The sequence below is a fragment of the Streptomyces coryli genome (genome assembly GCF_011044975.1).
Lineage (GTDB): Bacteria > Actinomycetota > Actinomycetes > Streptomycetales > Streptomycetaceae > Streptomyces > Streptomyces coryli.
This window is the reverse complement of record NZ_JAAKZV010000344.1, coordinates 1-6,613: the sequence shown is the minus strand read 5'-3', so window position 1 is coordinate 6,613 and position 6,613 is coordinate 1. Positions and strand designations below refer to the sequence as shown.

Here is a 6,613-nt window from a genome sequence, read left to right as displayed (position 1 = left end):
CCCCCAGGCCCCCGGAGCCCAGGCGATCGGCGTCGCGGCTATTCCGCCCCCACCACCTCCACCGCCTTCGGCGCCAGTGCCACCCGCCCCGGGGCCGCGGTCGCCGCCAGGCTCAGTGCCGCTGCCGCGCCCAGCACGCCCGCGCAGGCCAGCGGTGCGACGGCCACCGACACCGTCCCCGTCATCCCGGCGCTGAAGGCGCTCAGCACCGCCGCCGCGATCGCCGTCCCCAGCGCCGCCGCCGTCAGCAGCGAGGCCAGGGCCTCCAGACGCAGCATCCGCAGCACCTGCGGCTTGGTCGCCCCGGCGAGCCGCAGCCTCGCGAACTCGCGCACCCGCTCGGACACCGACATCGCCAGGGTGTTGACCACCGCGATCGCGGTGAAGGCCAGGATCAGCGCCATGGCGAGGAGGTTGACGTCGGCCTGGGACTGATCCCGCTCCGCCGCCAGGTCCTGGGCGTCCTCCGGGGCCAGGAGGCGCACACCGGGGAAGTCCCGGACCGCGGCGTCGAGTTCGGCCCGGCCGCCGTCGGCCCGCACCAGCACCGCCGCCGAGAGCGGATTGTCGACGTGCCGGGAGACCAGCCCGTGCGCCATGGTGAGGTCGCCGAAGCCCAGGCCGCGGGCGTACACCGCGGCGACCCGCAGCGTGACGGGCGTGCCGTCTCCCAGGGTGACCTTCAGCTTGCTGCCCGGCTTCAAGTCACGCTGGTCGGCGGCCAGTTCGCTCACCGCCACATCACCACGGCCGAATCCTTTCAGCGATCCCGCGACCACCTTCGGGTCCCAGTTACGGGTCAGCCCCGCCGGAGTCACGCCCTGCGTCGGGTACTTGTCGAGTCCGACCCGCACCGTCGTCCGCACCACCTCGGTCACCGACGCCACGCCATCAGCCTTGCGTACGGCATTCGCGGCCGCCGACGGCACGCCGGGCCCCTGAGACGCCAGCACCCAGTCCGCCCGCGTCCCCTCCGCCGCCTCCCGCTGCGCCGCCTCGGCCAGCGTCGGCTGGCTGAAGAGCACCGTCGAGGCCATCGCGATCAGCAGCGCGAGCGGCGTGACGGCGGCGGCCATCCGGACCGCGTTGCCGCGGAGGTTGCGGCGGGCCAGCACGCCCGGGAAGCGCCCGAGCCGCAGCGGGCCCGCGAGCAGCGCGGCGGCGGCCCGTACCAGCAGCGGACCCAGCAGCGACACCGAGCCGCACAGGACGATCACCGCGAGGAAGGTCACCGGCGTCGCGGCCGGCTCCGTCTCCAGCGAGCTCAGCACGGCGACGAGCGTCCCGCCGCCGCCCAGCAGCACCAGACCGGCGATCGTACGGGCCCACGAGAACCGCCGCTCCAGCGCCGCCTCGCCGAGCGCCTCCGCCGGGCGGATGCGGGAGATCCGGCGCCCCGCGACGCGGGCGGCGGCCCAGGCGCCGAGCAGGGTGGCCAGCACGCCGGCCGCCATCGGGGCGATGCCGATGGCCGGCTCCAGTGTCGGCGGCAGCGCGCCAAGATCGGTGAAGCGGCCCAGCAGCCAGTGGGAGAGGGGGAGTCCGGCCAGCGCGCCGAACACCCCGGCCGCCGCGCCGACCAGCAGCGCCTCGCGGCCGATCAGCCGGCGGATCTGCTGGCCCGTGGCCGCCACGGCGCGCAGCAGGGCGAGTTCGCGGTGGCGCTGCTGGATGGAGAGGGCGAAGGTGCCGACGACCACGAGGATCGCCACCAGCAGCGACGTGCCGCCGATCGCCGCACCCATGCTGACCAGCTTCACCCGCGCCTTGGCCGCGTCGATGAATTCCACCGGGCCGCGGTCGTCCCCGGTGGACACCTGCGCCTTCGTGCCGGCCAGCGCCTCCCGTACGGCGTCGGCGGATACCCCGTCGCCGAGCAGCCCGATCGCGGTCGCCTGCCCCGGCCGGGCCGCGAGCCGCTCGGCCTCGGCCTGGCTGAAGAAGAGCGCGTGCTGACGGGTGACGTCGCCGTCGGCGATGCCGGTGATGCGATACGTGCGGGGCGCCGCCGTGGACTGCACGGTGAGCCGGTCGCCGACCTTAAGGCCGAGGTGGGAGTCCACGACGAGATCGTCGGCGGTGCGCGGCGCGGTGCCCGACGTGAGCTTGAACGGGGTCAGCGCGGCCGAGGACCAGGCATGCCCGTAAGCCGGAAGGTCGCTCTTGAAGGGCCCCAACGGCTGCGCGGGAAAGGAGAGTTCGGGCACCACCCGCCGTACGCCCTCCACCCGCTCCAGGCGCTCCGCCAGCCCCGCATCCAGCCACACCCGCTCGGCCAGCGGCTTCGCCTTGTGCTTGATCTTCGTCTTGCCCTTTTTCTTCTTCACCGTGGTCTGGTGGACGTTCTGGTCGGCGGAGACGATCACCGGCGCAGCCGCGTACCGCTCGGTGGCGATCTTCCCGCGCAGCCCGGTCTCCAGCAGCCCACCGCACGCCGTGATCAGCGCGGCCGCGCAGAAGAGCGCGAGAAACGCGCCGATGAAGCCGCCCTTGCGGGCGCGGAGTGTCTTCAGTGCCAGTCCGAGCATCATGCGTCGTCGTCCTCGGTTTCGGGGGCCGGGAAGGCCAGCAGCTGGGTACGGACGGTGCGCGCGCCGGCGGGAGTCTCGTCGTCGGGGCGCTTGTAGCGGTTGAGCAGGGCGATGAACTCCTCGAAGAAGTCGTTGAGTTCGCCCACCGTCAGGCGGATCGTGCCGCGGGAGTACGGGAAGGCGTCCTGCCACTCGCCCTCGGCCTGCCGCTGCGCGCGCTCGAAGAGCTCCAGGTCGGCGGCGAAGGCGTGGCGGTTCATCTGGTCCAGCGCGAGCCGCATCTCATCGGTCTGCGCGCTGCGCCGCGGAAAGCGCAGATCGCCGCCGACCGCCCGCCACCACCGCTCCCGGCCGCGCCCGGCTCGTCGGACACGAAGCCGTGCCGGGCCAGTTCGCGCAGGTGGTAGCTGGTGGCGCCGGTGTTCAGGCCCAGCGCGCGGGCGAGCGTCGCGGAGGTGGCAGGGCCGTGCAGCGTCAGCTGCTGCAGCACCAGCTGGCGGCGCGGGTGCGCCAGGCACTTGAGGGCGGCGAGGTCCGAGATCTCTTTCGGCATGCCCTGCACGATTCCGTGTGCACAGAGAATCGTGCATCCGGCGGCCCGGCGTCATCAGGGTCGGGTTAACCCCACCCCGAACACGCGAAAGCCCCCGCCGAAGCGGGGGCGTTCACAGGATATGCGGTGGTCAGCGGACGTAAGGCCGCAGCTCGGCCGCCAGCTCCTCGTGCACCCGGGCCTTGAGCAGGGTGCCCTCCTCGGTGTGCTCCTCGGAGATCACCTCGCCCTCGGCGTGGACGCGCGAGACCAGGCCGCCGTGCGTATACGGCACTACGGCCTCGAGCTCGACCTGCGGGCGCGGCAGCTCGATGTCGATCAGCGCGAGCAGCTCGTCGATGCCCTCGCCGGTCTTCGCCGAGACGGCGATCGCCCGCTGCTCGATGCGCAGCAGCCGCTGCAGCACCTCGGGATCGGCCGCGTCCGCCTTGTTGATCACCACGATCTCCGGTACGTGCGTGGCGCCGACGTCGCGGATCACCTCGCGTACCGAGATCAGCTGCTCGTCCGGGTCCGGATGCGAGCCGTCGACCACGTGCAGGATCAGGTCGGCGTCACCGACCTCCTCCATCGTGGAGCGGAACGCCTCGACGAGGTGGTGCGGCAGATGCCGCACGAACCCGACCGTGTCGGCCAGCGTGTACACCCGCCCGCTCGGCGTCTCCGCCCGCCGGACCGTCGGGTCGAGGGTGGCGAACAGCGCGTTCTCCACCAGCACGCCCGCGCCGGTGAGGCGATTGAGCAGCGAGGACTTGCCGGCGTTCGTGTATCCGGCGATGGCGACCGAGGGGACCTTGTTGCGGCGGCGCTCCTGGCGCTTCACCTCGCGCCCGGTCTTCATCTCCGCGATCTCCCGGCGCATCTTCGCCATCTTCTCGCGGATCCGCCGCCGGTCCGTCTCGATCTTGGTCTCGCCGGGACCACGGGTCGCCATGCCGCCACCCGCCGAGCCGGAGCCACCGCCACCCATCTGCCGGGACAGCGACTGACCCCAGCCGCGCAGCCGCGGCAGCATGTACTGCATCTGGGCAAGCGCCACCTGCGCCTTGCCCTCACGGGACTTGGCGTGCTGGGCGAAGATGTCGAGGATCAGGGCCGTACGGTCGACGACCTTGACCTTGACGACGTCTTCCAGGTGGATCAGCTGGCCGGGCGACAGCTCACCGTCGCAGACGACGGTGTCGGCGCCAGTCTCGAGCACGATGTCGCGCAGCTCCTGGGCCTTGCCGGAGCCGATGTACGTGGCCGGGTCGGGCTTGTCGCGGCGCTGGATCACGCCGTCGAGGATCTGCGAGCCGGCGGTCTCGGCGAGGGCGGCGAGCTCCGCGAGGGAGTTCTCCGCGTCCCGCGCCGTGCCGGAGGTCCAGACGCCGACCAGCACCACGCGCTCCAGGCGCAGCTGGCGGTACTCGACCTCGGTGACGTCCTCGAGCTCGGTCGACAGGCCGTCGACGCGGCGCAGCGAGGCGCGGTCCTCCCGGTCGAGCTGCTCGCCGTCGCGATCCGCGTCGGCACCGAGAGCCCAGCCGGCGTCCGCTTCCATCAGGGCGTCGGCCCGCAGGCTCTCGGTGAGGCGCTCGTCGTCCTGGGGAAGGGGCTTAGAGGGGGTCATCGGTTCCTTACGGTTTGGAGAAAGGGGATATCGCCGGAATCAACGCAGCTCACGCCGGAAGAATTCCCGGCCGGGCGGCGCCGCCGTGCGGCCTCGATAGTCGCACGACGGCGGACGCCGTTTCATCCGAATACTTCCCGCTACTCCGACCGCCAGTCCGGGTGCCCCGGCATCGGCGGCGTCGTCTCCCCGTACAGCCAGGCACGGAAGAAGCCCGACAGATCCTGCCCGGACACCTCGGAGGCGAGCGCGGTGAACTCCTTCGTGCCGGCGACGGAGTCGGTGTGCCGCTCGACCCACTCGCGCTCGAGCTGCGCAAACGCCCGCTCGCCGATCTTCTCCCGCAGCGCGTAGAGCACCAGCGCGCTGCCGTCGTACACGACCGGCCGGAAGATGCTCAGCTTCGCGTCCGAGCCCGGCCTCTTCGGCGCGGCCGGCGCCCCGCCGCTGCGCCGCCAGGAGTCGCTCTGCTCGTACGCCTCCCGCATCCGCCGCTCCAGCGGCTGCAGGCCCTGTGCGTCGTTGTACAGGGACTCGTACCAGGTGGCGTGGCCCTCGTTCAGCCACAGGTCGGACCAGGTGCGCGGGCTGACGCTGTTGCCGAACCACTGGTGCGCCAGCTCATGGATCATGATCCCGCGGGCGAACGCGGCCGGCCCGGCCCCCTCCTCGAAGAACGGCCGCTCGAAGAGCGACAGCGTCTGCGTCTCCAGCGCGAAGCCGGACGACATGTCGGCGACCAGCAGCCCGTACGTCTCGAAGGGATACCGCCCGACCCGCTCCTCCATCCACTCGATCTGCGGCCCGGTGGCGTCGAGATGCGGCTTCATCGCCTTCGCGTCGCCCTTCGGGATCACGTGCCGCAGCGGCAGCCCGTGCGGCCCGTGATCGCGCACCACGTCGTAACGGCCGATGGCGACCTGCGCCAGCTCGGTGGCCATCGGGTGGGTGCTGCCGTATGCCCAGGTGGTGGCGTTGCCGCTGCGCTGCTGCCCGGCGGGCAGCCCGTTCGCGACGACGGTGTAGCCGCGCGGGGCGGTGACGCGGAAGGTGAAGCGGGCCTTGTCGGAGGGGTGGTCGTTGCAGGGGAAGACCCGGTGGGCGGCATTGGCCTGATTGGCCATGACCAGGCCGTCTCCGGTACGGATCCAGCCCCCGGTCTCGCCCGCCGCCGGATCGCTGGTGTGCCGGACGGTGACCCGCATCGTCTGCCCGGCCCTGACCGGCTTCGCGGGCGTCACGGTGAGGTCCTCGCCCGCGGCGGCGAACCGGGCCGGCCTGCCGCCCACGTCGACGCGGCTGACGCGCCCGTCGCTGAAGTCGAGGTTGAAGTCGGCGAGGTCGCGATCGGCGCGGGCCGTGATGGTGGTGACGGCCCGCAGCGGCCGGTCGTTGCGCCCGCCGTACGCGAGGGCGATGTCGTAGTCGCTGACGTCGTAGCCCGGATTCCCGAGATGCGGAAAGAGCGGATCCCCGATGCCGACGGGTTCCGCCCCACCGGGCGCCGCGGCGGCGATGCTCGCCAGGGCGAGCGCGGCGACGGCTGTGCGGCGGAGAGGCTTGCTGGTACGCAGTGATCGCAGGGGTCGCATGGCCCCTACGGCTACCAGCGCAGCTGCCGCGACCGTTGATGGCACGACGGGGCCACACCCTAATGAGTGCGGTAAGGAACCATCACGCACGGCCTGCGCACAATCAAGCCCGTCCGGCGCTTGAGGACGAGCGAAGCGATTCCGCGCCGCAGGCGCGGCTCAGTAAGCCCGAAGCCCCCGCCGCCCCGCGGCGATCCGCTCAGCGCGACTAACGTCGTAGACACCCGGCACGCGACGCATAGCCCGCATCAACCCCGGCAGCTCCGACGGATCACCCAGCCGCAGCGTGTACGTATGCCGCACCCGCTGCTCCCGCGGCGGCGCC

The 6,613-nt window shown here is 72.4% G+C and carries 5 protein-coding genes; all 5 read right to left on the bottom strand.

All coding sequences use genetic code 11. The features are described from left to right. Positions 1 to 38: 38 nt before the first annotated feature. The 5 genes from G5C51_RS38685 to G5C51_RS38670 all read right to left on the bottom strand — a co-directional run bounded on the left by G5C51_RS38685 (position 39) and on the right by G5C51_RS38670 (position 6,288). Positions 39 to 2,531, bottom strand: coding sequence for an ABC transporter permease (locus G5C51_RS38685; protein ID WP_165245056.1), 2,493 nt, complete (start codon positions 2,529 to 2,531; stop codon positions 39 to 41). Beyond that, the gene (locus tag G5C51_RS43480) at positions 2,528 to 2,812 is read right to left on the bottom strand and encodes a hypothetical protein (protein WP_240930218.1); all 285 of its coding nucleotides are present in this window, start codon (positions 2,810 to 2,812) and stop codon (positions 2,528 to 2,530) included. Before G5C51_RS43480 ends, G5C51_RS38685 begins: the two co-directional genes overlap by 4 nt. Further along, complete coding sequence (locus G5C51_RS43475; RefSeq protein ID WP_240930217.1) at positions 2,788 to 3,084, bottom strand: winged helix-turn-helix domain-containing protein; 297 nt, start codon at positions 3,082 to 3,084, stop codon at positions 2,788 to 2,790. The genes G5C51_RS43480 and G5C51_RS43475 overlap by 25 nt, the downstream gene beginning before the upstream one ends. Before the next feature lie 130 nt (positions 3,085 to 3,214). Further along, positions 3,215 to 4,696: a GTPase HflX gene (hflX, locus tag G5C51_RS38675; RefSeq protein ID WP_165245054.1), complete on the bottom strand. Its 1,482-nt coding sequence runs from the start codon at positions 4,694 to 4,696 to the stop codon at positions 3,215 to 3,217. 140 nt (positions 4,697 to 4,836) lie between these two features. Beyond that, a complete protein-coding gene (locus G5C51_RS38670; RefSeq protein ID WP_165245052.1) occupies positions 4,837 to 6,288 on the bottom strand; it encodes a M1 family metallopeptidase in 1,452 nt (483 codons plus the stop codon). Between the last annotated feature and the right edge of the window lie 325 nt (positions 6,289 to 6,613).